This is a genomic window from Rhodococcus sp. NPDC077669, from assembly GCF_040686915.1.
GTDB lineage: Bacteria > Actinomycetota > Actinomycetes > Mycobacteriales > Mycobacteriaceae > Rhodococcoides > Rhodococcoides fascians.
This window is the reverse complement of sequence record NZ_JBFBMD010000016.1, coordinates 70418-96613: the sequence shown is the minus strand read 5'-3', so window position 1 is coordinate 96613 and position 26196 is coordinate 70418. Positions and strand designations below refer to the sequence as shown.

Here is a 26196-nt window from a genome sequence, read left to right as displayed (position 1 = left end):
GGTGTCGACCACTGTTCATCGTCGACTGTCGGACACGGCCTGCCGAACCATGTCGGCGGCGGCGTCGGGTGTCGCTGCGAATTGAACGTTGTCGAACCGGTGTAGGTAGGCGTCGTAGATGCCGGATACTTTCCTGTTCGCGTTGTCCATCGCCACGACGCGCTTGCCCATCATCGCGGCCAATACGGCCGCATGCAGCCGATCGGTGAGCACGACGGGCGCGAGATTCAGAATGCGCTGCGCCACACGGAGGTTGAGCTTCGCTGTCTGCTCGTACGAGCGAACGAGAGCGGGGTACAGCAAACGATTTGCTTTGGGGAAGTTGTATGCGATTCGGGTCGGCAGCGTCACCACCGTCGAAATCGCCAGATCCCTTCCGTGCAGACCCCAGTCGTATTGGACGGACGACGCGTCGACGTTCACCGAAGCATGACCGAGGCTTTCGGAATCGTCGCGCACGAGTTTCACGACGTCCACTGCAGAGCCTTCGGCGCTGTGCGCGATCTCGGCACCGAACGCCATGTCCGGGCAGTATTCGACGCGGTTGTTCGGGAAATGGGCGAGCGCCAGCTCGTACGAACGCTGTTCACGCAGCATGAGGGTGGTCTGAATGTTGTGCGTAGAGGGCCGCGGTCCTGTGCATGGCGTCGGCGTCGGAGTAGTCGATGCTTTGGGGAAGGCACACGATCTTGTTGCGAGGAAACCGCGAAACGATTCCTTCACGAAATTTCTGGTCCATCGGCCAGCGGTCACCGAAATTTCCTCCGCCCTGCAGAAACAGGGTCCCATCACCGACTCGTTGTTCGAGCAGATCGTTGTTGTGGGTGAACGGATCGGACACGTAGTCGACGTGCACGTTCAACTGCTTCAGGTACTCGACCTCACCGGCGTAGATGAGCGAGTCACCGGCATTTGAAGTGATTCGGAAAGTCCAAGTGAGCCACCCGATCTCCGGGTTTGGCATGTTGCCGCAGGACGGCCATGGTCTCTTCGCGTATCGCGTCGACAATCTCGTATGTCATCGGGGACTCCGTCGCAGGCCGCGGCCGAGCGCGGCCACTCGAATCCGCAGTGCGCCGTAGTGGATTCCGATGTAGTGGGCCCACAGACCGCTGGGCATCGGTCGTAGTACCTTCGGCAACCACGGATTGCGAATTGTCGCGAGATACAAGATCGCCGCAGTGTGCGCGGGAATCCGGGCAAGGGACGACGGATGAGGGCAGCCCGCAGCACGGTGCTTGGTCGACAGTTGGTACGACGTGCGTCCGTACGCGCGGCCTTGCAAGAACGATCGACGAACCGTAGTTCTGATGCGGTAGGCGACCGACGCATCCGCGGCATGTCCGAGAGTGAATCCTGCTTGCTGAAGCCTCCACGAGTAGTCGACGTCTTCGGCACCGCCCACGAGGTCTTCGTCGAAGCCTCCGACCTCGTCGAAGACTCGCCTCCACAGCGCGAAATTGCTTCCCGGGGCATACGGCAGGTAGGCGGTGGGAAACAGGGTGCCGTTCGGCGGGTTGTCTCGCCACGCCGTCACCTCGGGCGGATTGAGGGAATCGTGTTCGATTGCGCCGCCCACGGCGTCGTAGCTGTCGAGTGCGCGCACCATGGCAGTCAGCCACGTCGGAGAAGCGACGTCGTCGTGGTCGACGAAGGCGATGATGTCGCCCCGCGCGGCTTCCACGCCGACGTTGCGGGCGTAGGAGACGCCACGCTTCGCGGAGGCGTCGACGATGCGCATCGACAGAGGTAGAGGCAATTCTTCGAGATGTGAGCGGAGGCCGTCGGTCGAGCCGTTGTCGCTGACGATGAGCTCGACATCGCCTGTGTAGTCCTGCGCAGCGAGCGCGTGGAGCTGCTCGTTCAGTTCGGGCAAACCGTTGTACACGGGGAGGACGATGGAAACCAGACTGATACGCACGTTGTGACCCTACAACGAAATCCGGGTGCTGTTTGGTTAGGCATCCCAACCGTAGGAGTGGGGATCACGCAACTCGAAGGGTTGTGTGGCACCGCCATTTACACACACAGTCCGACTGTCACCTCGGACCGATGTGGCTACGACTTTCCGCGCAGTCTCTTCTCCAACGGCGTCGGAAACGACGGGACCACCGCGGTACCGTCGAGCAGGGCGGTGATCCGACCGGCCTCTGCTGCAACCTCTTTCGATACCGCAGACCCGACGTCCTCGAGTAATTCCGTGACGACCGAACCGGTGGAATCCACGGCCCATCCGCCGACGATGCGTCCCTCCCACCAGATGGTCGGACCGATATTTCCGAAGGTATCGAACAGTGGGGCCTTGTGTTCGCCGAGATACCAATGTCGGTGCTTCCACCCCATCGGCGTGGGGTCCAGGGCGGGAAGCAGCATCGCCCGAGGCGGGGAATCCTGGAACACTGTGTCGGTCAACATGATTCCGTCACCCTCGGCCAGTTCGACGGCCACGGTGTCGAGTTCGGCGACCGCCCCACGGGTCTGCGTCTTGTTCCATCCTGTCCACCATTGCAGGTCGTCCAAGGTCGCCGGTCCGAACACGTCGAGCCAGCGCCGGGCCACGTCGGCTCGGGCGGAAGTCTCGTCCAACTCGGGAATCCCGTTGGGCCACCACTGATCGATCGGTGCCCAGGCATGTCGGCGCGACGTCCACGCGCCGCGCGGCTCGACCCGCACCAGCTTCCCCTCCGCGGCCATCATCACCAAGACTTCGGAGGTGACATAGCGTTTGACGTCGTACACCTTGTCCGTGGTCGGCAGCAGAGCGGTCTTGAGTCCGGGTACTGCTGCGGACAGCTCCGCCCCGGTCGCCGTGCCCATCGAGCGCAAGACGGAATCGGTCTCGGCTTCGGTTGCTGCGAGCCAGGATTCGACGTCGTCGATCACCGGTTCGGTCGGCAGCGTCGACACCTGCTTGATCAACCGGGTTCGCATCGTGCGGGCAACTCCGAGGCTGGCGGCAGCGTGGATCATCGGAACGTCGTCGTGCGCGACGACGAACATCGTGCGACGCATCGCCATCAAGCGAACCAAGCTACGGCGTTCGTACATCGCGTCACGAACGTCCGACAATCCCAGCGAGCGGGCGCGTGCCAGCACGGAAAGATACACCGTAGCCGGATCGGTGGCATGCAGCGCGAGCAACGACGACACCACGGATTCGGCGCTCGGGGCGTCGGACAAGTGCTGCGCGACGAGCCGCTGTCGCCGCTGGGCGTCGGTGATCTTCACGGGCTCAGTGTGACTGCTCGCGGGGAGCAGGACCGACGAAACCGGTGAGAAGCGCGTCGGCGATATCGGCCATTCCGTGCGCGCGGGCATCGTCGGCGGCTCCGACGTGGTCGTACTCGACGCGCTCGAACGACACCGTCCAGCTGCCTGTGCCGTGATCGTCGAGCACTGCGTATCGGGCGTGTGGAGACCCCGATTCCATGACGTGGGGGTAGGGCTGATCGTCGTCGTATGCGGGCGCGCCGACGCTGCCCGGATTGACTACGAGCGTGCCGCTGGGGAGAGTCCAGTGGCGTTGCAGGTGGGTGTGGCCGCAGGCGATGACAGATCGGTCCGTGAAACCTGCTGCCCTTTCGATGATTTCGACCTCGGTTGCCTCGCGAGAGCCGTGAGGGTACACCGAGTGCAGGAAGTACTGCTGATCATCGGTGGGTGTTCCGTGTACTGCGAGGATTCCGTTGCCCAGCTCCAGCGAGAACGGGAGCGAACCCAGCCAACGTCGATGCTCGTCGTCGAGTCGATCGTGGGCATGCCGATCCCAACTGCCCATGGAATCGGGCTCCTGCTCGAGGAGGTAGCGATCATGATTGCCGGCGATGGTGGGGAAACCCAGTGCCATCAATCGATCCGCAGTTCGGCGCGGATGCAGTCCGCCGGAGAGCAGATCGCCGAGGTTCACCACGGAGTCGACGCATTGCCGTTCGATGTCTTCGAGGACGGCGTCGAGCGCCGCGATGTTGCCGTGAATATCGGCAATGAGAGCTACTCGCACAAGCACAGGATCGCAGCGTGGGCATTCGACTGCAACACGGCAACCCTCGTCGAGCGTTGGAGACTTCGCCCTCGGATCTCCGTCTCCGAGGGGTGATTTCTCCATAGACCCCTGCCTGATGGGTCCCTAGTGTGGTCCAAGTCACTTCCGTTCGATGGAAAGCCGAGCCCATGCCTGCAGTCACGACGAAGCCCGAGATCGAAACCAGGGTGGTCAAGAAGGTCGCTCGACGCATCATTCCGTTCCTCGGGGTGGCCTACTTCGTCAACTATCTCGATCGCACCAACATCGGTCTCGCCAAGCTGACCATGAGCGACGAGCTGGGGCTGACCGAGACGATGTTCGGATTGGCGTCCGGGCTGTTCTTCATCGGCTATTTGCTGTTCGAGGTGCCGAGCAACCTGGCCCTGCACAAGTTCGGCGCGCGCCGCTGGATTGCACGCATCATGGTCTCGTGGGGAATCGTGGCCGCCGCCATGGCATTCGTACCCACAGCGGGCTGGCTATACGGACTCCGCATCGTTCTCGGCATCGCCGAAGCGGGCTTCTTCCCCGGTGTTCTGCTGTACATGACGATGTGGTTCCCTCGCGCGTACCGAGTTCGACTGATGGGCCTGTTCATGCTGGCACTGCCGGTCTCCTCGGCACTGGGTGCGCCTCTGTCGAGTGCCATCATTCAGTACTGGGACGGACTGTTCGGACTCTCCGGTTGGCGCGTGATGTTCTTGTTCGAGGGCCTGCCCGCAATCGTTCTCGGTGTGATCACCTGGTTCTACCTGACCGATCGGCCGTCACAGGCCACATGGCTGGACGACGACGAGAAGAATTGGCTGACAGCGGAATTGGAGTCCGAGGGGTCGTCGAAGAGCGCGCACGTCACCGGCTCGGTCAAGCGGGCTCTCACCGACGCACGGGTATGGATGCTCGGACTGGTGTACTTCGGGATCACCTACGGCCTGTATTCGCTGAGCTTCTTCCTACCCAGCATCGTCGCCGGTTTCAAGAAGACGTTCGATACCAACTTCTCCCTCGTGACAACTGGGCTGATCGTCGCGGTTCCGTTCGCGGTGGGTGCCCTCGCCATGGTGTTGTGGAGCAGGCATTCGGACCGGACGGGTGAGCGCACCTGGCATGTCGCGATCCCCACGTTGATCGGCGCGGTCTCCATACCATTTGCGCTGTACATGGATTCGCCGTTCACCACGATGATCGCCGTGACGGTCAACGCAGTCGGAGTGTTCTGCGCGCTGCCGGTGTTCTGGTACCTGCCCAGTGCATTCCTCACCGGCGCAGGCGCGGCCGCGGGCATCGCGATCATCAATTCGGTGGGCAACCTGTCCGGCTTCGGCGCGCCGTACGTGACGGGCTGGCTACTCGACGCCACCGGGAACGCGAAGGCGGGTTTGTGGGTCGTAGGCGGCGTCATGATGGTGGCCGTCGGGTTGGTGCTGGCGCTGCACCGTCGCACGGTGGACGACAGCACCAGCAGTGATATGGGGGCACCGGTCTCGCACTGACGACCGAGGGGATCCGGGACGGCAACTCGTCTCGACGCCGAGCGAATCGGCTATCGATCCGCGACCCGTCGCCCGTCGACCCGGATCGTGGGGAGCCACGTCGCCAAGGTGCGCCCGAGGGTGGCGACCATGCGGGTTCCGAAGACACACAAGGTGCGTTCCCACGGGTGGCCGAAGGTCCCCTCGGTGAATTCGTCGCGGGCGAAGATGTAGTAGTCGCCGTCCGGATAGACGGGTACCCGCCACTCGCCGTTCTCGGCCGCATCGGCGTGCGCTTGGGCATCGAAGCTGTAGCAGGGGTGTTGCCAGTCCAGGACCACAAACGTGGGGTCATCCGCAAATTCGGTGACGAAGCAGCGCAGGGCTTCCGCATTGACTGCGTCGACTCTCGCAGACCATGAGGCCATCGTGCGTACGGTGTCTGCGTCGAGGTCGAATGTCATCGACGGGGCAGGCTCAGCAATGGCCGGCCACGAGTCAGGTGTGGTCCCGGGCCGAAACTCGAACTTTTTGTCGAACAGCGACCAATGCTCCGATGTCACGCTTCGGTCGAGTTCGGTCCACCCGATGGGCAACGCAGAGCGGAAGTCCATGGTCAGCTTGCTAGTCATAGGTCCATCGTCCCAGGGCTTGGGAGGCTGCGATCTCAGGGTGCGAATACCTTGCCCGGGTTCAGGATTCCGTGCGGATCGAGTGCTTTTTTCACTGCGCGGTGCATGTCCAGCACAACTGGGTCCAGCTCCTGTGCCAGTCCGTCCATCTTGAGCAGTCCCACGCCGTGTTCGCCGGTGACAGTGCCTCCGAGTTCCAGTGCAGCGTCGATGATCTCGGCGAAGGCGGCCTGCGCGCGCTCGCGCGCCGGGATGTCGTCGTGCGGGGTGATGAGCAACGGATGCAGGTTTCCGTCGCCCGCATGGGCGATGTTGGCGATCGTCGTCTCGTATCGCAGGCCGATCTGTTCGATACGCGACAGCATCTCGGGCACATGCTTCTTCGGCACACAGACGTCCTCGGTCAACACCGGTCCGAGTCGTTCCATCGCGGGGTACGCCAACCTCCGAGCGGAGAACAGGGCGTCGGCCTCCTCCTGATCGGTCGATACCGCAGACCACGTGGCTCCGGCCTCGTCGAAGCACGTCAGCATTTTCTCGGCCTGCTGGTCTCCGATGAGTCCGGGATCGTCGATCCGACCGAGCAACACCACATTTGCCTCGACGGACAACCCCATGTTCTTCCAGGCGTCCACGGCGATGAGGCACTGCTTGTCGATCAGCTCGAGCGCGGACGGCGTCAATCCTGCGGCGGCGACTGCGGCCACGGCACGACCGGCGTCGACGATGCTGTCGAAGTAGCCGGCGACGGTGCGTTGTGGATCCTGCAGTGGGCGCAACTTGACGGTGATCTCGGTGATGATTCCGAGTGTTCCTTCGGATCCGACCATCAGACCCGCAAAATCGTATCCAGCAACGCCTTTCGCGGTCTTACGCCCGAGTCGTACCAATTCTCCGGTACCGGTGACGATCTGCATTCCCATGACGTAGTCGCGGGTGACGCCGTATTTGACGCAGCACAGCCCACCGGCGTTGGTGGCGACGTTTCCGCCGATCGTCGACCACGGCGCACTGGCCGGATCCGGCGGATACCACAGGCCCTCCTCTGCGACGGCTGCTCTGAGGTGATCGTTGACGACTCCGGGTTCGACGACGGCATAACGCTCGAGTACGTCGATCTCCTTGATGGTGTCCATCCCGTCGAGCGCGAGCACGACGCAGCCTTCGGTGGCGTTGGCTCCGCCGGACAAACCGGTGCCCGCCCCGCGAGTGACGATCGGCGTTCCGTGGGCGAGACAGGCTCGAACGACGGTCTGCACCTCCTCGGCGGTCCGGGGCCGCACGACGGCAACGGCCAGCGAATACGGGGCCCACTCCGCCTCGTCGTGCTGGTATGAGGCGATGACGTCCGGGTCGACCACGATGCGATCGGTGGGTAAGGCCTCGGACAGTTGTTCGACGAGCGTCATGGTCTCGACTCTAGCTGTGAGCTGGGTCTCGGCCAATGTAGGTTCTCTCTATGTCCGCGGAGAAGTCATGGATGGAACTTCTGCTCGACGACGCGTCGATCGATCGTCTCGAGGAGCATCGGAAGGCATTTCCAGGTGCCGAGGCGCACGCAGCTCTGCGGCTACGCGCCCTGCTGGATCAGCGACGTCAACGCAGCACGGAGTTGGCGGCACTCAACGACATCGCCGTGCGACTGACGACGGTGCGAGACAACCGTGCTCTTCTCCAAGAGGTCGTCGACCAGGCACGCAGGCTTCTCGGCGTCGACCTCGCCTACATGGGGTCTGTACAGGGTGACGAGTTCGTCATCGACGTCACCAGCGGAGCCCTGACTCCTAGGCTCGTCGGTCTTCGGCTCGAACAGGACGCAGGGCTGGTCGGACTCATCGTGCGCAGTGCGTCGCCGTCGTGGACCCCCGACTACCAGAGCGAGCCTGCGTTTCAGCACATCACCGGTGCGGACAGCGCGGCCCGCTCGGAGAACATGCGCGGTCTGCTCGGCGTGCCGTTGCGGGTGGGCGATCGAGTGATCGGCGCACTGTTTGCATGCAAGCGCCAGGAACGCGACTTCGCAGACAGTGAGATCGCCCTGCTCTCGGCGCTGGCGGCGCACGCGGCCATCGCCATCGAGAACGTACGGACCATCGACCGGCTCGAGACGCTGAATGCCGAATTATCCGAACGCACAGCCGAACTCGAACAGACACTGCAGTGGGACCGAACGTTGACCCAGGTGGTCCTGCGCGGCGGCGGCGTACGGACACTGGTGCGCGAGATTGCTGTATTGACCGAGCGTCCGGCGTACTTCGTTCCGGATGCCGCTGCGGTTCCCGCGGCACTGGCGGTCCACTCGGCGGAGGTCGACGAACTGCTACGCATGTGTGGCGACGGCAAGGACACCGTGTCGACGACGTCGATGACGGCTCATCGGGTGGCCGCAGCCGGACAATTCCTCGGCGCGCTGATCTCGATCGGACCGGACGATGCCAGGACGCGTCTGCTGCTCGATCGAGCCGCGCCTGCAGTGGCCCTGTCACTTGCCGAGGAGCGGGCCGCCGCCGATTCCGCGCGGCGCGCCCAGGATGCGTTCCTGGTGGACCTGCTCTCGCACCCGGCGTCCACTCCGGATGCCGAACGGCGACAACTCCATTTGGCCGGACTTGCCCCCGACACGTCTTACTGTGTAGCCGTCGCGCAGGGTGCGTCGAGAACCAAGCTCGGCCGATTCCCGACAGGATCTGTTGTCGCGGAGCAAGGTTCGAGCCTGATCGTGGTGGTGCCCGCGCGCGATTCGGCGACGGTCACACTGATGTTCCTCGCCGGTGCCACCGTCGGAATCTCCGAGCCGAGCATCGGGCCCGAGGCGCTGGCAAAGGGCTATCGGGAAGCTCGGCAGACCGTCGACGTGTTGGTCACCCTCGGCCGCGAGGGGGAAGCATGTTCGGCGCGGGGGCTGGGAATCTATCGAATTCTGCTCAGCCACTTGGCGCGTGAACATCTCGACGAACTCACGCAGGAAAAGTTGGGTCCGCTGTTGGCCGAGCAGAACAAGCGCGGGGTTCCGCTGATGGAGACACTCTCGACGTATCTGGCGCGTGGACGCCATCATTCGGCAACCGCGTCGGCTCTCGGGGTGCATGTCAACACGCTCTATCAACGACTCGACGCGATCGACCGTCTGATCGGAACGCACTGGCGCGACCCGGACAATGCTCTCGATCTTCAGGTCCTGATGCGGCTGCGCAGATCGGCCGACCTGCTGGGTCTGTGATGCGAACGAATCGGTGCTCGTCGGATAGCGTCGGCGGATGGCGGTCGACTTTTCGTGGTCTCAGTTTCTGTGGATAGTCTTCGTTTTCGTCGGCGTGCCGTCGACCTTCTGGGCGCTCCTTCTGTGGGCTCTGTTCTCGAGACTGCGAGAGGGGCCGGGGAAGGGATCTATGGGGCTGTGGGCCACCGGATCGATTGCTGTCGCAGCGGGTTTCGTCGCGTGTGCAGGGTGGCTGAGCTGGTCTGCCGACTACCGGGGCGAGTTCCGTGGACCGGGTCTCCCGGCCCCGAACGCGTTCCCGTCCTGGCAAGTGGCCGCGTGCGGGGCGACGGTTGTGTTGCTGTGCCTGCTGGCCGCGCATCTGTCGCGATGGGCGAATACCGGCGGACACGTCGCTGCGCTGGGTACGACCGCTGGGTTCTCGACGGCGTTCTGCGTCTCAGCAAGCACCGATGTCACCGGGCAATCGGGCGTGGGTGTCATCCTGTGCATGATGGGCTGGGGTACCAGCTTGACACTGCTGATACTCGTTCGGAACGTGGTCGGTGGGCGAAAGCGGCCGGCAGTCGAGCCGTAACTGACGTCAGATCTCGATTCCCGTTGCCTCGACCACATTCGCCCACAATGCATCTCGCACCCGCGCGGAATCTCCGCGCCAGGAGGGATAGTGCGTCGGCCGCGGCGCTCGGTCGTGCCAGAATGTGCCGGTGCTGGTCAACGCGGGATCGGCGGCCACGAGCCAGACGATGGTGTCGGCACCGTCGTCGGCGCTGCGCAGAATGGGCTTCATCACCGAATCGAACAGTGGCATAGAGCCGGTGACGCCCGGCGTGGACGCCCAGCCCGGGTGCATGCTGTGCACCACCGGATCGTCCTCGAGCGAAAAGCGCTCGGCCAGTTGCTCGGCCACCACCACCTGCATTCGTTTCGTTCTGGCGTACGCCGTCATGCCGGAGTACTTGCCGTTCTCGTACTCGAAGTCCGGGTTCTGCAGCGGCACCGCATACATGCCGCCGCTCGATACGAACACCACCCGCGATCCGGCGTCGAACAATTCTCTCAGTCCCACCGTCAGCGCGACCGGTCCGAGAACGTGCGTGGCGAAAGCGGATTCGTGACCCTGCGCGGAGAGTCGTCGTGAATCGGGCATCACCCCGGCGCAATGTACGAGTGCATGCACCGATGTCAGTTCGGACGCCAACGCCGCGATCAGGGCCGCCACCGAATCGAGATCGCTGACATCGCACTCACGCACCACGAGAGAGGCGTCGGGCACTTCGGTTCGGATGGCACCAGCGGCGGCGTCGAGTCGCTCGGCCGATCGTCCGACCAGGTGCACCCGCGCTCCGAGGCGGGCGAGCTGCTTCGCGGTAGCTGCTCCCAGCCCCGAGGATGCGCCGGTCACCACCATGTCGATGGGGGAGGCGAACGGTAACGGATCGGCGGCCCAGAATCGCCGACGCACCGTGGCACCGATTCGGGAGTAGCCGGGAACGACGGCTCTGTCGAGAATCGTGTCCACCGTGCGGCTCAGCAATGACATGCTGCGGCAGTACCCCGGGGAGTCGGGATGTATGCGCGTCGGCAGCGACTGCTCGATGCCATGATGAGTCCATGGCGCACACCACGGTCTCAGACGTCACCCGCGACATCCTCGCGGAACTGCCCGCCCATCGACGCGAGACGTTCGAGCTCCGCCTCGAACAGTGGTTTCCCGATCTGCACGACGCCGTCACGGCTGTCTACCCCGAGCCTGATGCAGTGGCTGCCACGCTCGTGGAGATCGCCGCCCGTGCGTACGCGGAACGGTCCGAGGATCTGCACAGACTCGATCAGCGTCGACTGCTCGAACCCGATTGGTTTCAGCAGCCGGACATGTTCGGCTACGCCTGCTATGTGGACCGTTACGGCGAGACGCTGCGCGGAGTCGGTGAACGACTGGATCATCTGACCGATCTGGGTGTCACCTACCTGCATCTGATGCCGTTGCTTCGACCGCGGCCGGGCGACAACGACGGCGGCTACGCAGTGATGGACTATCGCGCGGTGCGAGAAGATCTGGGCACCAACGAGGATCTGCGTACTCTCGCCGAGACTTTGCGCGGACGTGGTATCAGCATGGTGGTCGACCTGGTCCTCAATCACGTTGCTCGCGAACATGAATGGGCTGTCAAGGCGCGAGCCGGCGATCCCGTGTACCGCGACTATTTCTTGATCTACCCCGATCGGACGACCCCGAATTCCTACGAGCGCACCCTCCCCGAGGTATTTCCGGACTTCGCGCCGGGCAGCTTCACGTTCGACGACGAACTCGGCGAGTGGGTGTGGACCACGTTCAACGAGTGGCAGTGGGATCTGAACTGGGCCAATCCGGCTGTGCTGGAGGAGTTCGCGAGCATCGTGCTGCACCTGGCCAATCTCGGGGTGGAAGTGCTCCGCCTCGATGCGATCGCATTTCTGTGGAAGCGGCTCGGCACCAATTGCCAGAACCAGCCCGAAGTGCATGCGATCACCCAGGCTCTCCGAGCGACCGCTCGCCTTGCCGCTCCGGCAACGCTCTTCAAGGCCGAAGCAATCGTCGGCCCACGCGATCTGTTGCCGTATCTGGGGCAGGGCAGACACACCGGGCGAGTATCGGACATCGCTTACCACAACTCGCTGATGGTGCAGGTCTGGTCGATGTTGGCCACGGGCAGTACGGCTTTGGCGCGTCATGCCCTGGCGTCGTTACCGCCCACGCCACCGAGTGGCACCTGGGTGACCTACGTGCGATGCCACGACGACATCGGCTGGGCCATCGACGACGGTGACGCGGCGTCGCTCGGACTGTCGGGTGCAGGCCATCGGCATTTTCTGGCCGACTGGTACTCCGGCGAGTTCGACGGTTCCTGGGCCGAAGGGCTTTTGTTCCAGTACAATCCGGACACCGGGGATCGCCGGATCAGTGGAACCGCAGCCGCGCTCACCGGTCTGGGCCCGGCCCGCCTGGATCCCGACGGCGCGTTCGGGCGAATCTTTCTGTCGCATGCCATCATTGCCGGATGGGGCGGCATTCCCGTCGTGTGGAGCGGTGACGAGCTCGGCTCCCCGGGAGACCCGAACTGGGCAGACGAACCGGCTCATGCCGAGGACAACAGATGGGTGCATCGACCCCGCGTCACCGACGCCGACCGCGCCGGCCGATTTCAGCAGGGGAGCGACGCCCAACGAGTGTTCGACGGCATCGCTCGCATCGCGAAGGTGCGCTCCGGTCTACCGATGTTGCACGCCGAGGCGCCGGTCGACGTCCAGACCGAATCCGACGACGGCCTGCTCGTGGTGCGCAGACGTCATCCCAGCGGCACCCTGGTGGGGCTCTACAACGTCACTTCTGAGCACCGCCCGTTCCCCCATGCGCAGTTGATCGAGCTCGGCATCCCGGCCCCCACCGAGGTGCTCTCGCAGCACGACCTGGCGGTCGACGACAACGGATCGGTATGGCTGCCGCCGTACGCGGCCTGGTGGATCGTCGACAGCCCGTCGCGCTAGAGGACGCATTACCGTGACCGAGCTGTTACCCTCCCCGGGACGGTGGGGCTGGATACGAACAAGGGGACAATCTCGATGCGCGGTCGGTTACGAAGTACGGTGCTCGCTCTGGTAGCGGTCATGGTCGCCACGATGGCAACGGTGCTGATGGGGACCGGTGTGGCGAAAGCCGACTCCGAGCTGGTCTACGTCTACTCGCCGTCGATGGACAAGAACATCCCGATCAAGGTGCTCCGAGCTGCCGGTGGCGGCCCTGCACCCACGCTGTATCTGCTCGACGGGCTGCGTGCGCCCGAGGACAACAGCGGTTGGCTCATCGAAACCGACGTCGAGAGCTTCTTCGCCGACAAGCACGTCAACGTGGTCATTCCGTTCGGCGGCGGCGGAACCTTCTACTCGGACTGGCAGCGCGACGACCCCAAGCTCGGACGGGTGAAGTGGGAAACGTTCCTCACCCAGGAATTGCCGCCCTTCATGGCCGATCGTTTCGGTAGCGACAACGTCAACAACGCCGTGGCCGGCCTGTCGATGAGCGGCACCTCGGCACTGAACCTGGCGGCTCACCGGCCGGACTTCTACAAGGCGGTGGCGTCGTTCAGTGGCTACCCGACGGCCAGCAGCCCCGGATTCGCTCAGGGCATCTCGGTCGCCGTCGGCGAGATGGGCGGCAACGCGCGCAACATGTGGGGCACCTGGCCGTCGGCAGACTGGATCCGCAACGATCCGTCGCTCAATGTCGGCGCGTTGCGCAACACGGCAGTCTTCGTCTCCTCGGGTAGCGGCTCACCGGCGACGGACCCGGTGTTCAACCCGGCCAGCAGCCGCTTCGACCCCGTCAAGTTCGCGCAGATGGTGCCGCTCGAAACCGCCGCAGGCATGAGCAGTCGGGCATTCGTTCCGTTGTTGCAGGCTGCAGGCGGTCGACCCAACGTCAAGATCACCGGCACCGGCGTGCACTGGTGGAACCACTGGCAGCAGCATCTGCACGAGGCGTGGTTCGAGACCATTGCCCCGGCATTCGGCGGTTGATCGACAGCGAGTAATCGATAGTCCGACCCGGGTGATTCTCGTTACGATTCCGACATGAATGCACCCGTCATCGCCGTGGACTACACGGTTCTCGACTGTCCCGATCCGGCAGCGCTCGCCCGGTTCTACAGCACGATCCTCGGCTGGGAACCGGTGCGCGACGACGGAGATTGGGTGGTCGTCCACGGTCCGGGCGAACTGCGGTTGGCCTTCCAGAAGGCCCCCGACTTCACCCCGGTCGACTGGCCGAACGACGGCATCAAGATTCACCTCGATTTTGTCGTCGACGAGATGGAACAGGCCCGCGACTTCGTCGTCGACGCCGGAGCGACGTTGATCGACGACGCGCACGAGTCGTTCTGGGTGTACCGAGACCCGGTCGGCCACATCTTCTGTCTCTGCAAGCGAGACTGATCTGCGTTACGCGACCTGCGCGGCCGGCAGAGCTCGGCCGAGCCGATGATCCTCTTGCTCGCCGAGCCAGCGGGCGAGAACCTGGCATCCGGTGAGGCCGTCTGCGTACGGCTCCGACGCGTAGGCGATGTGCCGACCGCCACCCGAGTTGGTCCACACCCATCGTCTCCAGCCGAGCGACGTGGGCAGGTACCCGGACACCTCGGTGGCCGCGGTGCGGAGGCGTCGAACATCCTTCGCCCACTGGGCCGGTCGTAGGCGAGTGCTAGTCGCGTTCTGAAAACTGTTGCTGCGCACGAGTAGCCAGAGTTCGCGCAACCAGGTCTTGGGCGTGCGGAACGACATCCAGCGCGTCAGGTCGGCGATGTCGCGAACGAGGCTGTCGTCGCTGGCGTTGCAGATCATGTCCGACGCGAGAGCTATCCAGTGGGTCGGAATCGACTCCGGCAGAGCCGGCCCGGTTCCAGCGACCCCGCGGCCGGTGCAGCCGGGCACCGCCCCGGCCGGCTGCTGTGGATCCGAGACCAGACCGGCCGCGACGATGCGGCTGCCGTCGACGATTCCGTCGTGAACGAGGCCCAGTACTTCGCGAACGACCGTGGCTCCCTGCGAATATCCGATCAGAGCGAGAGGCCCAGTGGTGTTCTCGATCGCGCGGCGCAGGCGACGAACTCCGAGTTCGGTGCTGTGCCGGTAGCTCAGTCCCCCGAACGCAACGGGCCCGTACGACGCCGGGTAGCCCACCCAGCGGCCGACGAAACGATCGTCGAGTGCGCCGACGACACACGACAGGAGACCGGTGACGCGGGTCCGATGGTCGGCCGGACGCGATTCGCCGGTGCCGCCGACCGCGAGTACGGTTACCTGCTCCTGGTTCATGGTTACCGAGTGTGGCCGACGAACCTGAGCCGAACGCCCGACAAATGCTGAGAACTCTCTGGCATTGACGCGTTCAGCTCAGCGCGGCACGTACGTCGTCGAGGCCATCGCGCAGAAGTGTCTCGTAGCGATCCGGATCCGGTACGGCCGCTCGGTTGGACGTCACGCTGATCGCGACGGTGTCGCCGATACCGTGCACGCCGTGCGTGAGGCTCATGGCAGGGGAGAGGGCAGGGAACCCTGCCGTGAATCGAACGGGCCCGCCGCCGAGCGTGAGGTCCGCTGCACCGCGCGAAACACTGGAGACAACAGTGTTGCCCGTGACGGTCGGCGGCACCGCAGTCGGATCGAACTGTGCGACTCCCCACGCCGCCAGGAATGCCGGGACGTGGCGTTCTGTCTCGTTCTGAGATGCGCGGGCTGTCAGCGACACCGGGTGACCTGCTCGCGCTCTGCGCTCGGCCAGGTCTGCGGCCACGAGTCGGTTGCGAGTCCGCAGGTCCGGTTCGGCGGGAAACAAGCCGACGCCGACGTTGCCGAAGTTGTTGCGTGCGCCCACTGCAGCCGTCCGTGCGACGGTGACCTCGGCTGCGAGATCGGCCGAAGCATCGTCCGAATCGCCGAGGAACCGTTGGAGTGCAACGGAAATGGCCGTCAGGGCAGTGACGGTGATCGAGGTGTCGGCGAATTGGAGAGCCGACTTGGGCAGCACGATCGTTCGCAGATCCGTCCGGTCCGTAGGCGCAACGTCGAGAGTCGTCAACGCGCGAGAACGTGCAGGAGGAGGGACCGAACCGGACGCGGTGTGTTCCTCCAATCGCAGTGCGTCGCATCGCGCCCGAATGCCGGCGCGAGCCATGCGCACCACTCGCACAGGCAGAGTCAGGGCGGCGACGGCGGCGGTCAGGGGTGCGGGTGGCGCAGTCGGTGTAACGGGCCGAGAGGGCACGGGTTGTGTACCGAACAACTCGCGAGCAGTTCGGGCGGCCAGTGTTCCGTCCGCGGCTGCGTGCGACAGTTGCAGAACAGCAACAAGACTCGGTCCGTCACACGCAGGAGCACCCGATACGTTCGGATACAGGTGCAGATGCCAGACCGTGTGTCGCGGGTCGACCTGACGCTCGAACGACGACGCGACGGCGTCGAGACACTCCTGCCACGTCCGGGGTTCGGGGTGAACGCTGATCGTGTCCGTGGCGGGGTCCATCGCAGTCCAGTGTGGACGCTCGAGACCGAACGGTACCTCTGTGATTCGCAGACTCAGCACCTCGACGGCTGCACTGCGAATGCGCAGCCGTCGCACCGTGGACTCCAGTGGTTCGCGCGCTCCCTCGAAGCAATACAGCAGAAACTGGTCACTGGGGACCTTCGACGCCATCCAGTGCGCCTGCGCATCGACCGGATGAAGGCGCGCAGAGCTTGACAACAGAGGTTCGGCGGACGCACAGGGCACACCAGAAGCTTAAGGCGTGCATCTCCGGTCGACGGTCTCGAAACAGACCGGTTTCGTTCTGTGAGCTGTCACGACGTTCGGCCCAGGACTTCTGCATCGGCCTCGGCGTTTTCGGCGTGAATCGACGCTAGCCTGATCCAATGCACCACCGCGCCCCGATATCACGACGCCCGCGCCGCCGCGGGCGGGTGTCGTGACACCGCGGGTCGCGTCGGGATATCGAGCAGGGCTTCGTTTTTCGACCAACGCGGCGGCATCGGCCGACTTCGCCACCGATATCTCGTACACCGAATACGGGTCGTCCGCCTGCACCCTCGGAACAGCCGCGGACAACACCGTATTTCTCGCCCCGGCATATACCGTCGACGGCGTCGGAGTTCTGCAGTCCTCCGATTTCGGACAATCCTGGCGAGCATCGGTGCCGGACGGCACGGTGAACACCGGCCGCCGAGCGCACATGTACTTCGACGATGCCGACGACCGGCTGTTTCTCACCGCCGGTCGCGTCGATTCGACACCGACGCGCATGTTTCGATCGGGCTTCGACCTCGGAATCAGCGACGACCGAGGTCGAACGTGGCGCTTCCGGAGAGTGGCATCCAAGGCCAGGACAGGTGCCAAGGTATTCGCCGGACCTCGGGTGTCCGCACCGGACGCGTCGTCTCCGTCATCTGCTCGCGTGACGTACCTGTCCGCTCCTACGCCGTTCGCCCTCCGCGTGCGACCTCTGATCAACGCCACCCGCCAGGTGATCTGGCGTTCGTACGACGGCGGGACCAAATGGGAGGTAGCCGGCGGGTTCGACATCGACCCGAAAAACATTCCGGGACTTCCCGGTACGGACTACGTCGCATTCGGCACCGGTGTCGTCGGCCCGGACGGCACGGTATACATCGGCGGCCGATACGGCCGTCGTTTCGCGGTGGCGGTCAGCCGCGACGAGGGTTTGACCTGGGATGTTCGCGTAGTCCCCGGATCGGCGCTCGCCAAGTATCACAACCCGTTTCACCTTCTGCTGCTTGCTTCCCGATATTTACTGCCGGAGTCGGTCGCCGTCGACTGTGACGGCACCCTGTACGCCCTGTGGCCGGACCGGGACGGGTTGCTGCACGCTTCGTGGTCTTCCGACGGCGCGAACAGCTGGTCGAGACCCGTCGTGGTGTCCGCTCCTGGAGTGCGAGGTGCGCGGTTCGGTGCGATCACCGCCACCGGATCGGGGCGCGTCGGAATCTCGTACTACGGGCGTGAGGCCGGCCGCGCGTTCCACGGCTTCATCGCGCAGAGTCGCGACTTCCGCACTGCAGGACCGGTTTTCGTCGGTGGAAAGTACAACGAACCCGATGCTCCGCTGTTTCCGTACGGGTTCCGTCGAGGTTTCCCCGGCTCCGTTTTCAGGCGATCTCTCGACGAGATGGTGCGGGTCCGGTTCGCGCCCAACGGAGATCTCGTGACCGGAGCGGTCATGCAGATGCGCGGGCGGAACCGCCTGCGTCCCTGGGCCGCACGCGCGCGGCGGACCGAGATGCAGGCGGTTCTAGGGCGGCTCGGCCGCATCGATCGCTCCTGAAGCAGCGAAAAGCCGTGCAGCGCAGAGCTACACGGCTTTTCGATCGTTCGATTCGTTCTGCGTCAGGCGACGTTGACCAAGCCGACCGTCGGGAAGAAGAAGCAACTCTTGTCCGAGCCGTCGATTGCCTTGTGGTTCACGGTGCCGAACACCGCTGCCAGAACGGTTCCCGATCCGGTCTGCACGGGGACAGCGCGCGCACCGGCAGCGGGCAACGCATTGAGTGCATTGACCACGAGGGGCCGGGCCATGTCCTTCAACTCCGCCGGAATTCCGGAGTTGTCGAGGATCGACTGGGCCATGGTGGTGACCAGGCCGCCGAAATCTGCGAAGCCGCCCTGCAGGGTGTTGACGTTGAACCACGCCACCTGCATGCCGGACTTGTCGGCCGAATCGTTGACGATGCCGGCCGGAACGAACGCGAACATCGTCTCGCCCTTGTCGACGGCATTGAGATCTGGAATCTGCAAGGACGGCACACCTGGGATTGTGGGGATGGCGGGTGCCTTCAGTTGCGGCCACGGTCCGCCGGCACCACCGGCGACGCCCGGCACGATTCCGAGCGGCGCGCCCGGTGTGGCGGCGCAGTTGATCGCAGCGGTCGGGTAGAAGAACGGCGTGATGCCGAAGTCGGTGAGAGCCTTGTTGGCCGCGTCGAGGGCCGCGAAGGGGTCTGCGGAGGTGTTCTCGGCGACCGGGGTGCGCGAGTCGGCGATGGCATTCGCTGCGGCGAGCGAAGCGCCGTCTTGCCCCTGCAATGCGGCGATCGCCCGGGCGAGCGGATCAGCGGGAGCCGGGTCCGCTGCCGCAGTGGCAGGAACGGCGAGCAATGCCGCGCAGGAGAGCGCGAGCGCGCCCGCCAGACGGCTGAGGCGACGAGACATGTGTGACTCCTGTGACTTATGTGGCTGATGTTGCGTGTGCGCTGATATCACCACACATCATCTTGGCGTCACAAGCTCAGCTGTAGACCGTTGTGCAATCGAGACGGACTCGCGCACCCTGCGTCAGCCGACGTCGATGCCGAAATCGCGCACGATGCCCTCCAGGCCGGACGCGTAGCCCTGACCGATTGCGCGAAACTTCCATTCGGCACCGCGGCGGTACAACTCGCCGAAGACCATCGCAGTCTCGGTCGACGCGTCCTCGCTCAGATCGAAGCGCGCGAGTTCGCGGCCGTCGGACTTGTCGACCACACGAATGAAGGCGTTGACGACCTGACCGAAGTTCTGCCCCAGCGCGTCCGCGTTGTGAATCGACACCGGAAATGCAATGGAATCCACCTCGGGTGTCAGCGCTGCAAGGTCCACGTCGATGCTCTCGTCGTCTCCTTCGCCCTCGCCGGTGCGGTTGTCTCCGGTGTGCTCGATCGCGCCGTCGGGGGAGCGCAGGTTGTTGTAGAAGACGAAGTAGTTGTCGTTGAGCGCCTTCTTGTCGGTACCGAGGCCGATCGCGCTCGCGTCGAGGTCGAAGTCTCCGCCGGTGGTGGAGCGAACGTCCCAGCCCAGACCGACGGTGACCGCGGTCAAGTTCGGTGCTTCCTTCGTCAGCGAGACATTTCCGCCCTTGGCGAGTGTTACGCCCATGTCCAACCACTCCTTCACGCTGTCGTTCGTGCTTCGTCCTCCCCACCCTATTCATGACTGCGGGCGCGGTGCTCGAGTTGCATGTGTGAACGACGAGCCACGCGGGTGGGGTGTGAGCAGTGGGGCTGGCGGTGCACATGTGTTTGTGATGGGATACGACAAAACATCGGAAAGTAGCAGTGACGGCGCGTTTCGTTACGTAGGCGCGCCGTGGCAATCGAACGGCATGGGAGATTTCGTGCAGGTTTCGCGACGTGAACTGTTCAAGTACGCCGCGGCCGGCTCCGCAGCCGCCGTCGGTCTGGCCGCGTTGGGTTCGGCCACCGCTCACGCAGACGCGGGGCTGGGAACGCTCGTCGACTACGCGGGAGGGGTGCCGTCGGCGTCGGCCATCAAGAGCGCAGGCCATCTCGGAGCTGTCCGCTACGTCTCGGATCGGCGTCCCGACGCGACCTGGATGGTCGGCAAGCCGATGACCGCGTCGGAGGCGCAGTCCCTCACCGAGGCCGGCCTGGAGGTGGTCTCCAACTACCAGTTCGGTAAGGGTGCCACCGCGGATTGGCGAGGCGGGTACGTTGCGGGCGTCAAGCATGCGAAACGTGGACTAGAGCTCCATCTGGCGGCCGGTGGCCCGTCCGATCGGCCGATCTACGCATCGATCGACGACAACCCGACAGCCGTCGAGTTCGCCACCCTCATCGCGCCGTACATCCTGGGCTGGCAGTCGGTGATCGGAGCGGAGAACACCGGTATCTACGCGAATTCTCCGACCATCGAATTGGCGTCCGTCGCAGGACTGGGCCAGTGGTATTGGCAGCACAATTGGGGGACCCCGAAGGGGTTCGTACATCCCGAAGCGCACATTCACCAGATTCGTATCGACAAGGACACGGTGGGTGGAGTGAAAGTGGATATCAACAATGTCTTGAGGTCCGATTACGGTCAGTGGTCGAAATCCGGTGCCGACATCGTCTGAATACCATCCGTGTAATTCGGTGGTCTTTTCTCCGGCCGATAAGCACGAAAACAATTCGCCCCCGGCTTCGAGGAAGCCGGGGGCGAATTGCTGTGGTCTCGTGAGCTACGGAACGTAGACCGTGCCGATCGTCGGCAGGAAGTTGCAGCTGCGCGGCGGCGCTGCGGCGTCTTCCTTGGACTGAGTGGTGATCGATCCGGACACCACGGACAGCACGCGACCGGGGCCGGTGTCGGCGATGGCCGACAACGTCGCGGGGCCGTCGGCGTTGATCTTGGCTGCGCCGGTCAGGTCCTGGGTTCCCGATCGGCGGTTGTCGATGTTGAGCCACGTCACGGTGAGCGGAGCAGACTGCTGCGCGGCGAGAGGCGCGGTACCGAGGGCGGTGAACACGAAACCGGCCTGGCCTGCAGTCGGTCCGGGGGGCGGCAACGTGGCCGGTCCGGGAACGGCCAAGGCGGTTCCGACGGAATCTGCGGTGTCGGAGATGCAGCCCTTGCCCAGGGTCGGGTACAGGAACTGTGCGATGACGGGGCCGTCGGCGGGCAGCTCGGGCCCACCGCCGCCGGATCCGTCCAGGAAGGTGATGACCGATTCCAGCAGCGACTTGACCTGGTCCGGAAGCTGCGCGGTTTCGAGAAGGGCGCGAGCCTGGCCGAGGAGATCTGCTGCGGGAGCGGCACCCACATCGGCCGGCCCTGCAGCTGCACCGACGATGGCAGGCGCGAAGGACGCGAGTGCCTCGATGTCGGAGAGGTTGGGCAGGGGTTCACCGGGAGCGGGCAGGAACTGGGCGATCAGCGCTGCGGGATCGGCCGGAGCAGCCGGCAGATCTGCCGGAGCCATGGGCACCAGAGGCTGAGCGGATGCGCTGGTCGGCACAACGAGTGCGGCGGCTGCGGCCACAGCCAGAGCTGTGACGACGCGACGCGTTCCGCGAGTACGAAGCACGGTGATATTCCCCATTCTGATCATGACGCAGGTCCACGGCGACAGCCGGTGCCCGAGGGGTCACTCTATGTAGAGCGATCCCGGATGTACAGCCGTAGTAGGTCCAGTCCTCCCCGGCTGAACTCTATCGAGGATTCTATGGGCTACGCGCTGCGAATTCTCCGCAGAATCGAACAATAGCGTGTTACACGAGTGACCAGTGTGAAAGGTGATGTAAATGTTACGAGGGGATCGGCACGGTTAGGGTGGGTATCGATCGCCCTATAAGCTCGGCTGTCGATAAACGGCATCGATACCGAACGGAACCACACGCACCGTGAACCGACTTGTTCGGCTGGCCCCCGTTCTGCTGGCAGTTTCGGTGATCAGCCGATTCGTCTGGGCGTTCGTCACCCCCAACGGTATGAACCTCGTCGACCTGCACGTCTACGTCGAAGGCTCCGCTGCGCTGCTCGGCGACAACCTGTACGACTACACGTACTCGGTGCAGACCCCGGACTTCCCACTGCCGTTCACGTATCCACCGTTCGCCGCCCTGGTGTTCTTCCCGCTGCACTATCTGCCGTTCACGGTGGTCGGCATCGTCTGGCAGGCCGCGACGATGATCGCGCTGTTCGCAGTGGTCCGGCTGGCCCTGTCGATGGTTCTCGGCGACGACCGGGCCGCCGAGAACCGCTGGGTGAGAATCGCCATGTTGTGGACCGCGCTGGGGCTGTGGTCCGAGCCCGTGCGCACCACCCTCGACTACGGCCAGGTCAATGTGTTCCTGGTGCTGCTGGCGCTACTCGCGGTACGCAGCTCGCGCTGGTGGGTGGCGGGCGGACTCGTGGGCTTCGCCGCGGGCATCAAGCTGACCCCGGCCATCACGGGCCTGTACTTCCTCGCCACTCGGCGGTGGAAAGCTGCAGCATTCTCGGCGGTGGCATTCGCGCTCAGCGTCGCGGTCAGCTACGCGGTGCTGGGGCGTCAGGCGGCCACGTACTTCACCACGTTGCTCGGCGATGCCGACCGCATCGGACCCGTCGGCTCGGTCTGGAATCAGTCTCTGCGTGGAGCTCTGAGCCGGATCGTGGGCGAGGACGTCGGCCAGGGACCGCTGTGGATCGCCGCCGCAGTGATCGCCGTGGTTCTCGCTGTGCTGGCATGGCGAGCACTCGATCGCCGCGACTACCTGGGAACCCTGGTCATCGTCCAACTCCTGGGCCTGTTGGTGTCGCCGATTTCGTGGTCGCATCACTGGATCTGGGTGATTCCGATGGTGATCTGGCTGCTGCACGGGCCGTTGCGCGATATCGCCGGAGCCAAGATCGTTGCCGGCTACTGGCTGGTGACGGTCACGGTGGGGGTGCCGTGGTTGCTGAGCTTCTTCCAGGAATCGATCTGGACCATTCCTCGTCCCGGCCTCGAGGCCTGGGCCGGTGCCGTCGACGTGATCGGATCGGCCCTGTTCCTCGGCTGGGTCGTCTACGCAGGACGTGTCAGGAAGGCGCGGTCAGTGCATCGATCCGACGCGCCAGATCCACGTCCTTCTGCGTGAGACCGCCGGCAGAGTGCGTGGACAGCGTGAACGTGAGCGTCCGCCACCTGATGTCGATGTCGGGGTGATGGTCCGCCTCCTCCGCGGCGTCGGCCACGCGGTTCACCACCTCGATCGCGGCGGGAAACGACGTCAGCTCGACGGTGCGGGTCAGAGATTTCTCCGTCACAGTCCAGTGGGTGAGCTGTGCGCCCTCGATATCGCGGTCGGTCAGCAATTCGGTCATAGAAAGATGGTGGCATGTCCGGTACCCCTACCGCTGTAGTTGTCGCGGCTGCGTTGATCGACGACGGTCGTCTGCTGCTCGCGCAACGAACTCGTCCGCCGGAGTTGGCCGGTCGGTGGGAGCTGCCCGGCGGCAAGGTCGAGCCGGGGGAGTCCGAGGACGCCGCACTGGCGCGCGAACTGCGCGAGGAACTGGGGGTCGAGTGTTCGATCGGTGCCGCGCTCAGTGGAGACGTCGAGCTTTCCGGTGGCATGGTGTTGCGGGCCTACCGAGCCTCGATCGTCTCGGGAACCCCTGCGCCGCTGGAGCATTCGGCTCTACGGTGGGTCGATGCCGCGACGCTGCCGACGGTGGATCTGGTCGATGCGGACCGACTCTGGCTGCCGGACCTACAGGAAATTCTGCTCACTTCGCCCGAGCGGTCTTCAGACCTTTCTTGAGGTCTTTCTTGGTCGCGCCCGCGGATTCCAACTTCTTCATTCGCATGATCACGACGGGGCATTTGATGCAACGAACTTTCTTGCGGCAGCATTTTTTCTTGGGCTTCATCCCCGAGACATCTGCGGCCTTTATCTTGCCCATGGGCACCAAGACTAATGGGTGGCGCAGGTCACAGACCTGAGGGTGGCGCGGGGCACTGCCGGACTACGGGTAAACTCGATCAGTCGCGAGAACCTCGCGGTGCAGCGCGCTTCTCTAGCGACATAAGCCCGCTAGCGAACAAGAGCCCGCATTCGACTCCAGGAGAATTTTTCGCGTGAGCGCCCCAAGCAGTGCAGACAACATCGACAGCACCACTACTTTTCGCAACGTCGCCATCGTTGCACACGTCGACCATGGCAAGACCACCCTGGTCGACGCCATGCTTCGGCAGTCCGGCGCGTTCGAGGAACGTGCCGAAGCGATCGACCGCGTCATGGACTCGGGTGACCTCGAAAAAGAAAAAGGCATCACGATCCTGGCCAAGAACACGGCCGTTCACAAGCGCAATGCCGACGGCACCATCACCGTCATCAACGTGATCGACACCCCCGGCCACGCCGACTTCGGCGGAGAGGTCGAGCGCGGCCTGTCCATGGTCGACGGCGTCGTGCTCCTCGTCGACGCTTCCGAGGGCCCGCTGCCGCAGACCCGTTTCGTGCTGCGCAAGGCGCTCGCCGCGTCGTTGCCGGTGATCCTGGTCGTCAACAAGACCGACCGTCCCGACGCGCGTATCGAAGAGGTCGTCTCGGAGAGCCACGATCTGCTGCTCGACCTCGCGTCCGATCTCGACGACGAAGCGTCCGAGGCAGCCGAGCTCGCCCTCGACCTCCCCGTTCTCTACGCCTCCGGCCGTGAGGGCAAGGCCTCGAAGGTCCAGCCCCAGAACGGACACGCTCCCGACGCCGAGAACCTCGACGAGCTGTTCGAGGTTCTGCTCAGCTACGTCCCCGCGCCCAAGGGCAACGTCGACGCGCCGCTGCAGGCACACGTCACCAACCTCGACGCGTCGGCCTTCCTCGGCCGCCTCGCCCTGGTTCGTATCCACAACGGCCAGCTCTCCAAGGGCCAGACCGTCAGCTGGATGCGTGAGGTCGACGGCGAGCCCGTCGTCCAGAAGGCCAAGATCACCGAGCTGCTCAACACCATCGGCGTCGAGCGCGTTCCCGGCGAGAAGGGTGTCGCAGGAGACATCGTCGCCGTCGCGGGCTTCCCGGACATCATGATCGGCGACACCCTCGCCGATCTGGAGAACCCGGTCGCTCTGCCTCGCATCACCGTCGACCAGCCGGCCATCTCGGTCACCATCGGCACCAACACGAGCCCGCTCGTCGGACGCGTCAGCGGACACAAGCTCACCTCGCGCATGGTCAAGAGCCGCCTCGACCAGGAGCTCATCGGTAACGTCTCGCTCAAGGTCCTCGACATCGGTCGCCCCGATGCCTGGGAGGTCCAGGGTCGTGGAGAGCTCGCGCTCGCCATCCTCGTCGAGCAGATGCGTCGTGAAGGCTTCGAGCTCACCGTCGGCAAGCCCCAGGTGGTCACCCAGCAGGTCGACGGCAAGCTGCACGAGCCCTTCGAAGAGCTGATGGTCGACACACCGGAGGAATACCTCGGTGCAGTGACGCAGCTGCTCGCCGCACGCAAGGGCAAGATGGTCCAGATGACGAACCACGGCGCAGGCTGGGTTCGCATGGAATTCATCGTTCCCTCGCGTGGCCTGATCGGTTTCCGCACCGAGTTCCTCACGGACACTCGCGGCACCGGCATCGCCAACGCCGTCTTCCACGGTTACGCGCCGTGGGCCGGCGAGATCCGCGCCCGCCACACCGGCTCGCTCGTCTCGGACCGTCACGGCACCGTGACCCCGTTCGCGATGATCCAGCTGGCCGACCGCGGCACGTTCTTCGTCGAGCCGGGCGCAGACACGTACGAGGGCATGGTCGTGGGCATCAACCCGCGTCAGGAAGACCTCGACATCAACGTCACTCGCGAGAAGAAGCTGACCAACATGCGTCAGTCCTCCGCCGACGTCATGGAGACCCTGGCCAAGCCGAAGAAGCTGGACCTGGAAATGGCCATGGAGTTCTGTGCAGGCGACGAGTGCGTCGAGGTGACCCCCGAGGTCGTCCGCGTCCGCAAGGTGCACCTCGATTCCAACGAGCGCGCCCGTGAGCGTTCGCGCAGCAAGACGCGCGACAAGGCTGCTCTGTAAGACAGAT

Annotated in this window: 25 protein-coding genes; 11 read left to right on the top strand and 14 right to left on the bottom strand. The window is 64.4% G+C overall.

Annotated elements, in window-relative coordinates; all coding sequences use genetic code 11:
- Window positions 1-15: 15 nt before the first annotated feature.
- The 5 genes from AB0P23_RS18085 to AB0P23_RS18065 all read right to left on the bottom strand — a co-directional run bounded on the left by AB0P23_RS18085 (window position 16) and on the right by AB0P23_RS18065 (window position 4006).
- Window positions 16-597: a polysaccharide pyruvyl transferase family protein gene (locus tag AB0P23_RS18085; RefSeq protein WP_268987765.1), complete on the bottom strand. Its 582-nt coding sequence runs from the start codon at window positions 595-597 to the stop codon at window positions 16-18.
- Window positions 587-964, bottom strand: coding sequence for a polysaccharide pyruvyl transferase family protein (locus tag AB0P23_RS18080; protein ID WP_257885974.1), 378 nt, complete (start codon window positions 962-964; stop codon window positions 587-589). The genes AB0P23_RS18085 and AB0P23_RS18080 overlap by 11 nt, the downstream gene beginning before the upstream one ends.
- Before the next feature lie 54 nt (window positions 965-1018).
- Window positions 1019-1921, bottom strand: a complete 903-nt coding sequence (locus tag AB0P23_RS18075; protein ID WP_045840718.1) for a glycosyltransferase — start codon at window positions 1919-1921, stop codon at window positions 1019-1021.
- Between the two features lie 137 nt (window positions 1922-2058).
- Window positions 2059-3228: a winged helix DNA-binding domain-containing protein gene (locus tag AB0P23_RS18070; RefSeq protein WP_032369670.1), complete on the bottom strand. Its 1170-nt coding sequence runs from the start codon at window positions 3226-3228 to the stop codon at window positions 2059-2061.
- Between the two features lie 4 nt (window positions 3229-3232).
- Entirely contained in the window at window positions 3233-4006 is a 774-nt protein-coding gene (locus AB0P23_RS18065) for a metallophosphoesterase family protein (RefSeq protein WP_308102591.1), read from the bottom strand.
- A 164-nt stretch (window positions 4007-4170) separates the two neighbouring features.
- Between AB0P23_RS18065 and AB0P23_RS18060 the strand changes: the two genes are divergently transcribed.
- Entirely contained in the window at window positions 4171-5517 is a 1347-nt protein-coding gene (locus tag AB0P23_RS18060) for an MFS transporter (RefSeq protein ID WP_206497997.1), read from the top strand.
- Window positions 5518-5567: 50 nt separating this feature from the next.
- Here the strand turns inward: AB0P23_RS18060 and AB0P23_RS18055 are convergent, their stop codons facing one another.
- Complete coding sequence (locus AB0P23_RS18055) at window positions 5568-6128, bottom strand: DUF2716 domain-containing protein (protein ID WP_206497996.1); 561 nt, start codon at window positions 6126-6128, stop codon at window positions 5568-5570.
- Between the two features lie 35 nt (window positions 6129-6163).
- Complete coding sequence (locus tag AB0P23_RS18050) at window positions 6164-7537, bottom strand: FAD-linked oxidase C-terminal domain-containing protein (RefSeq protein ID WP_363798639.1); 1374 nt, start codon at window positions 7535-7537, stop codon at window positions 6164-6166.
- A 71-nt stretch (window positions 7538-7608) separates the two neighbouring features.
- Here AB0P23_RS18050 and AB0P23_RS18045 point away from each other — a divergent pair, with 71 nt between their 5' ends.
- Window positions 7609-9348 carry a GAF domain-containing protein gene (locus AB0P23_RS18045; RefSeq protein WP_032400271.1) on the top strand — a complete coding sequence of 580 codons (1740 nt, stop codon included), beginning with the start codon at window positions 7609-7611 and terminating at the stop codon, window positions 9346-9348.
- Window positions 9349-9385: 37 nt separating this feature from the next.
- On the top strand, window positions 9386-9925 hold the full coding sequence (locus tag AB0P23_RS18040; RefSeq protein WP_094715018.1) for a hypothetical protein: 540 nt from the start codon (window positions 9386-9388) through the stop codon (window positions 9923-9925).
- A 6-nt stretch (window positions 9926-9931) separates the two neighbouring features.
- On the opposite strand, the gene AB0P23_RS18035 is transcribed toward AB0P23_RS18040, so the two are convergent.
- The gene (locus tag AB0P23_RS18035; RefSeq protein ID WP_206497993.1) at window positions 9932-10891 is read right to left on the bottom strand and encodes an SDR family NAD(P)-dependent oxidoreductase; all 960 of its coding nucleotides are present in this window, start codon (window positions 10889-10891) and stop codon (window positions 9932-9934) included.
- 71 nt (window positions 10892-10962) lie between these two features.
- Between AB0P23_RS18035 and AB0P23_RS18030 the strand changes: the two genes are divergently transcribed.
- The 3 genes from AB0P23_RS18030 (at window position 10963) to AB0P23_RS18020 (ending at window position 14319) form a co-directional block, all read left to right on the top strand.
- Window positions 10963-12876: an alpha-amylase family protein gene (locus AB0P23_RS18030; RefSeq protein WP_032400255.1), complete on the top strand. Its 1914-nt coding sequence runs from the start codon at window positions 10963-10965 to the stop codon at window positions 12874-12876.
- A gap of 75 nt (window positions 12877-12951) precedes the next feature.
- The gene (locus AB0P23_RS18025) at window positions 12952-13905 is read left to right on the top strand and encodes an alpha/beta hydrolase family protein (RefSeq protein WP_032400256.1); all 954 of its coding nucleotides are present in this window, start codon (window positions 12952-12954) and stop codon (window positions 13903-13905) included.
- Between the two features lie 54 nt (window positions 13906-13959).
- Window positions 13960-14319, top strand: a complete 360-nt coding sequence (locus tag AB0P23_RS18020) for a VOC family protein (RefSeq protein WP_027498102.1) — start codon at window positions 13960-13962, stop codon at window positions 14317-14319.
- A gap of 6 nt (window positions 14320-14325) precedes the next feature.
- On the opposite strand, the gene AB0P23_RS18015 is transcribed toward AB0P23_RS18020, so the two are convergent.
- Together AB0P23_RS18015 and AB0P23_RS18010 are read right to left on the bottom strand one after the other, a co-directional pair.
- On the bottom strand, window positions 14326-15198 hold the full coding sequence (locus AB0P23_RS18015; protein WP_032400257.1) for a PE-PPE domain-containing protein: 873 nt from the start codon (window positions 15196-15198) through the stop codon (window positions 14326-14328).
- A gap of 73 nt (window positions 15199-15271) precedes the next feature.
- Entirely contained in the window at window positions 15272-16576 is a 1305-nt protein-coding gene (locus tag AB0P23_RS18010; RefSeq protein WP_052061472.1) for a WS/DGAT domain-containing protein, read from the bottom strand.
- Between the two features lie 268 nt (window positions 16577-16844).
- On the opposite strand from AB0P23_RS18010, the gene AB0P23_RS18005 reads away from it, so the two are divergent.
- Complete coding sequence (locus AB0P23_RS18005; RefSeq protein ID WP_363798635.1) at window positions 16845-18218, top strand: sialidase family protein; 1374 nt, start codon at window positions 16845-16847, stop codon at window positions 18216-18218.
- 62 nt (window positions 18219-18280) lie between these two features.
- Here AB0P23_RS18005 and AB0P23_RS18000 read toward each other — a convergent pair whose 3' ends face one another.
- Together AB0P23_RS18000 and AB0P23_RS17995 are read right to left on the bottom strand one after the other, a co-directional pair.
- Window positions 18281-19102 (bottom strand): hypothetical protein, encoded by an 822-nt coding sequence (locus AB0P23_RS18000; RefSeq protein WP_032390527.1) that lies wholly within the window; start codon window positions 19100-19102, stop codon window positions 18281-18283.
- A 123-nt stretch (window positions 19103-19225) separates the two neighbouring features.
- Window positions 19226-19804 (bottom strand): TerD family protein, encoded by a 579-nt coding sequence (locus AB0P23_RS17995; RefSeq protein ID WP_032365486.1) that lies wholly within the window; start codon window positions 19802-19804, stop codon window positions 19226-19228.
- A 226-nt stretch (window positions 19805-20030) separates the two neighbouring features.
- Between AB0P23_RS17995 and AB0P23_RS17990 the strand changes: the two genes are divergently transcribed.
- Complete coding sequence (locus AB0P23_RS17990) at window positions 20031-20780, top strand: DUF1906 domain-containing protein (RefSeq protein ID WP_032375447.1); 750 nt, start codon at window positions 20031-20033, stop codon at window positions 20778-20780.
- 105 nt (window positions 20781-20885) lie between these two features.
- Here AB0P23_RS17990 and AB0P23_RS17985 read toward each other — a convergent pair whose 3' ends face one another.
- Complete coding sequence (locus AB0P23_RS17985; RefSeq protein WP_052061474.1) at window positions 20886-21746, bottom strand: hypothetical protein; 861 nt, start codon at window positions 21744-21746, stop codon at window positions 20886-20888.
- A 301-nt stretch (window positions 21747-22047) separates the two neighbouring features.
- On the opposite strand from AB0P23_RS17985, the gene AB0P23_RS17980 reads away from it, so the two are divergent.
- On the top strand, window positions 22048-23268 hold the full coding sequence (locus tag AB0P23_RS17980) for a mannosyltransferase (protein WP_032369658.1): 1221 nt from the start codon (window positions 22048-22050) through the stop codon (window positions 23266-23268).
- Here the strand turns inward: AB0P23_RS17980 and AB0P23_RS17975 are convergent.
- Entirely contained in the window at window positions 23210-23494 is a 285-nt protein-coding gene (locus AB0P23_RS17975; RefSeq protein ID WP_032400260.1) for a 4a-hydroxytetrahydrobiopterin dehydratase, read from the bottom strand. The genes AB0P23_RS17980 and AB0P23_RS17975 overlap by 59 nt on opposite strands.
- Window positions 23495-23508: 14 nt before the next feature.
- On the opposite strand from AB0P23_RS17975, the gene AB0P23_RS17970 reads away from it, so the two are divergent.
- Both AB0P23_RS17970 and typA read left to right on the top strand, forming a co-directional pair.
- Window positions 23509-23934: a (deoxy)nucleoside triphosphate pyrophosphohydrolase gene (locus tag AB0P23_RS17970; RefSeq protein ID WP_032381364.1), complete on the top strand. Its 426-nt coding sequence runs from the start codon at window positions 23509-23511 to the stop codon at window positions 23932-23934.
- Between the two features lie 317 nt (window positions 23935-24251).
- Window positions 24252-26189 carry a translational GTPase TypA gene (gene typA, locus AB0P23_RS17965; RefSeq protein WP_032365354.1) on the top strand — a complete coding sequence of 646 codons (1938 nt, stop codon included), beginning with the start codon at window positions 24252-24254 and terminating at the stop codon, window positions 26187-26189.
- The last annotated feature ends 7 nt before the right edge of the window (window positions 26190-26196 follow it).

What these genes read in the sequence shown, in the direction of transcription:
- AB0P23_RS18085 (WP_268987765.1), bottom strand. Translation starts at nt 597, where the DNA reads ATGCTGCGTGAACAGCGTTCGTACGAGCTGGCGCTCGCCCATTTCCCG.
- AB0P23_RS18080 (WP_257885974.1), bottom strand. Translation starts at nt 964, where the DNA reads ATGCCAAACCCGGAGATCGGGTGGCTCACTTGGACTTTCCGAATCACT.
- AB0P23_RS18060 (WP_206497997.1), top strand. Translation starts at nt 4,171, where the DNA reads ATGCCTGCAGTCACGACGAAGCCCGAGATCGAAACCAGGGTGGTCAAG.
- AB0P23_RS18055 (WP_206497996.1), bottom strand. Translation starts at nt 6,128, where the DNA reads ATGACTAGCAAGCTGACCATGGACTTCCGCTCTGCGTTGCCCATCGGG.
- AB0P23_RS18050 (WP_363798639.1), bottom strand. Translation starts at nt 7,537, where the DNA reads ATGACGCTCGTCGAACAACTGTCCGAGGCCTTACCCACCGATCGCATC.
- AB0P23_RS18045 (WP_032400271.1), top strand. Translation starts at nt 7,609, where the DNA reads ATGGAACTTCTGCTCGACGACGCGTCGATCGATCGTCTCGAGGAGCAT.
- AB0P23_RS18040 (WP_094715018.1), top strand. Translation starts at nt 9,386, where the DNA reads ATGGCGGTCGACTTTTCGTGGTCTCAGTTTCTGTGGATAGTCTTCGTT.
- AB0P23_RS18035 (WP_206497993.1), bottom strand. Translation starts at nt 10,891, where the DNA reads ATGTCATTGCTGAGCCGCACGGTGGACACGATTCTCGACAGAGCCGTC.
- AB0P23_RS18030 (WP_032400255.1), top strand. Translation starts at nt 10,963, where the DNA reads ATGGCGCACACCACGGTCTCAGACGTCACCCGCGACATCCTCGCGGAA.
- AB0P23_RS18025 (WP_032400256.1), top strand. Translation starts at nt 12,952, where the DNA reads ATGCGCGGTCGGTTACGAAGTACGGTGCTCGCTCTGGTAGCGGTCATG.
- AB0P23_RS18020 (WP_027498102.1), top strand. Translation starts at nt 13,960, where the DNA reads ATGAATGCACCCGTCATCGCCGTGGACTACACGGTTCTCGACTGTCCC.
- AB0P23_RS18015 (WP_032400257.1), bottom strand. Translation starts at nt 15,198, where the DNA reads ATGAACCAGGAGCAGGTAACCGTACTCGCGGTCGGCGGCACCGGCGAA.
- AB0P23_RS18010 (WP_052061472.1), bottom strand. Translation starts at nt 16,576, where the DNA reads ATGGCGTCGAAGGTCCCCAGTGACCAGTTTCTGCTGTATTGCTTCGAG.
- AB0P23_RS18000 (WP_032390527.1), bottom strand. Translation starts at nt 19,102, where the DNA reads ATGTCTCGTCGCCTCAGCCGTCTGGCGGGCGCGCTCGCGCTCTCCTGC.
- AB0P23_RS17995 (WP_032365486.1), bottom strand. Translation starts at nt 19,804, where the DNA reads ATGGGCGTAACACTCGCCAAGGGCGGAAATGTCTCGCTGACGAAGGAA.
- AB0P23_RS17990 (WP_032375447.1), top strand. Translation starts at nt 20,031, where the DNA reads ATGGGAGATTTCGTGCAGGTTTCGCGACGTGAACTGTTCAAGTACGCC.
- AB0P23_RS17985 (WP_052061474.1), bottom strand. Translation starts at nt 21,746, where the DNA reads ATGGGGAATATCACCGTGCTTCGTACTCGCGGAACGCGTCGCGTCGTC.
- AB0P23_RS17975 (WP_032400260.1), bottom strand. Translation starts at nt 23,494, where the DNA reads ATGACCGAATTGCTGACCGACCGCGATATCGAGGGCGCACAGCTCACC.
- AB0P23_RS17970 (WP_032381364.1), top strand. Translation starts at nt 23,509, where the DNA reads ATGTCCGGTACCCCTACCGCTGTAGTTGTCGCGGCTGCGTTGATCGAC.